This is a genomic window from Xanthovirga aplysinae (assembly GCF_009711365.1).
GTDB lineage: Bacteria > Bacteroidota > Bacteroidia > Cytophagales > Cyclobacteriaceae > Xanthovirga > Xanthovirga aplysinae.
The window spans coordinates 1-2,271 of record NZ_SMMB01000544.1; the positions used below are offsets into that span (position 1 = coordinate 1).

Below are 2,271 nucleotides of genomic sequence, written 5' to 3' on the forward strand. Positions count from 1 at the left end.
TGTCTTCCGTAACTGTTAAGAGTGTTTTTTTGCCTCTTCTCCGTAATCATATTCAATGTCATACCGATTTTCCTAACCCTATGAAAGTTCTCAGAGTGAATATAAGCATGGAAATTCAGTAAGTTTTCAATGAAAAGAAAATAGGGACAGTAAATTTCTAGGAGAAATTCTTAAGTGAGAAAAGGTTTATTCTAAACCTCGATTTCATTTCTGAGGTTTTTACAAAAAAAGAAAATCTTCTTCATGAATAAGTAGGCCAATAAATAGCCTCAGTGAAAAGACTAAAGGTATTTATTAACTTACTTCCTAGCCGAAATATTAACAACCCTGTTATCGGTAAAGGATTCTTCCACTTATTAAAGATAATCAAAGGCTGTTTTATCGGAGTTCTGAACTCTGCTAAAATCAATCTTTTTCTGAAATAATATTTGAAGGCAATAAACCCTGGTGTTTTTTAAGAAGAGCTCTTAATTGGTTGGAACTTTTTAACCCACATTGGTGGGTAACAAATTCCACTTTGTGTCCTTCGGAAAACAGGTGCAATGCTTTGTCAATCCTCAGCTTTTCATGGTAGGTGCCTATGGTAATACCAGTAGTCTTTTTAAAGAGTCTGCTCAAGTTTCGTTCACTCATATTGACTTGTTCTGCCAATTGATTGATGTTAATAGGGTTGGAGAGGTGCTTAGTGAGGTAATCTTGAGCTTGGTGAATGCGGGAATTCAGATGGTTTCTATATTGAAGGAAAATGCTTAACTGAGGATCAGATTCCGTCCTTCTTAGATAAATGACTACTTCACGCGCTACCTCAGTAGACATTTTTGTTCCAAACTGTTCCTCTATAATATAAAGCGCAAGATCAATTCCGGAAGAGACTCCTGCACTGCTGTATAAATTGTCCTGGACCACAAACAAACGGTTTTTTTTGATGACCACCTCTGGGTATTTTTGACTAAGTTTAGAAAGGTATTTCCAGTGGGTAGTACAATTTTTGCCATTGAGAATTTCTGCTTCTGCCAATAAAAATGCCCCTGTACAAACCGAACAAATGTTGGCTCCATTAGCATATTGCTTTTTTAACCATTTAGAAAAGCCCTGTTGCTCTTCAATGAATTTTTCATCAGAAATGAGCCGGTAATCCAAACCAGGAACAAAAACAAAATCATTTTTGTCTAATTCAAACTGATGAAATGGAATTAGTTTAGAAAATATTAGACCTGCACTGCTGTGCACCTCTTTATTTTCATCCATACTAACAAAGTGTAAATTAATGGCTGCTCCAAATTCTTTGGCTTCATAAAAAATATGGGCCGGCCCATTTACATCCAGAAGATGTACCTGACTTGGTATAATGAAAAGAATGTTTTTGAGAGCCTTGTTCATGATAGATTTTGATTAAATATGGAGGGGATCATTAAAAACTATCCTCCATAATACTATTCGCAATTAGGAACCAGCAGTAAAAATTTGGTGAATATCTTCTGCCAAAAGTTTAAAAATAGCATTTTTTTTCCTGGAGTTACAGAGCATAAAAAGAATAACAACTATAATAGCTCCCTATGTCATGGAATTGGAAGCACTGAAAGTTTTGGTTTTAGAAACTATTATAAAATTTTCAAATTTTTGCATAGGCTCTTACTGGAAATGTTCCCATTCCTTTTATTTTGGGTGGAACAGCAAAAAAATGAAACCCATTGTTGGGTAATTTGTCAAGGGTGGTAAGATGCTCAACAATAAAGATGTCGTTTTTTAAAAGGACAGAATGAACAGGCCTTCTTTTGCTTTTTGTGTTATCAATGTTGTAAGAATCTATTCCCACTAATTTTACCTTTTGTTCCACCAGGAATTTAGCAGCCTCTTCTGTTAAATAGGGATGATTTTCAAAATAGGAATCAGTTCTCCACTTTTTATCCCAGCTCGTGTTCACTAAAACTGCCTTTCCCTCTAAATTCCTGTTTGAAAAACATTCTGGTCCAATTTCAAGTCCATTTTCTCTGTGGTCATTTTTTATGAGTACCCCATCTAATTCGGCAAATTTATCTAGCTCAGAGTCGCTTAGGTCTTTACCTTCAGGGTAACGGTGAAATGGGCAATCTATGTAAGTTCCGGTATTGGCTATCATTTCTAATTTTCCAATATGAAATTCTGTGCCATCCTCATAAAATTCCCGGGACTTTTCTCTGGAGAGATAATCACAAATTATAGGAGCCGGAAGTCCTTTGTAGGTTATCATGCCATCCTCAATTGTATGGCTAAGATCAATAAATTTCATTC

General features: G+C 35.5%; 2 protein-coding genes. Both read right to left on the bottom strand.

Annotated elements, in window-relative coordinates; translation table 11 throughout:
- Positions 1 to 405: 405 nt before the first annotated feature.
- Positions 406 to 1,380, bottom strand: a complete 975-nt coding sequence (locus E1171_RS02515; protein WP_155203757.1) for a GlxA family transcriptional regulator — start codon at positions 1,378 to 1,380, stop codon at positions 406 to 408.
- A gap of 232 nt (positions 1,381 to 1,612) precedes the next feature.
- Positions 1,613 to 2,271 (bottom strand): cyclase family protein (locus E1171_RS02520; RefSeq protein WP_155203759.1); only part of this gene is annotated, 659 nt, incomplete at its 5' end.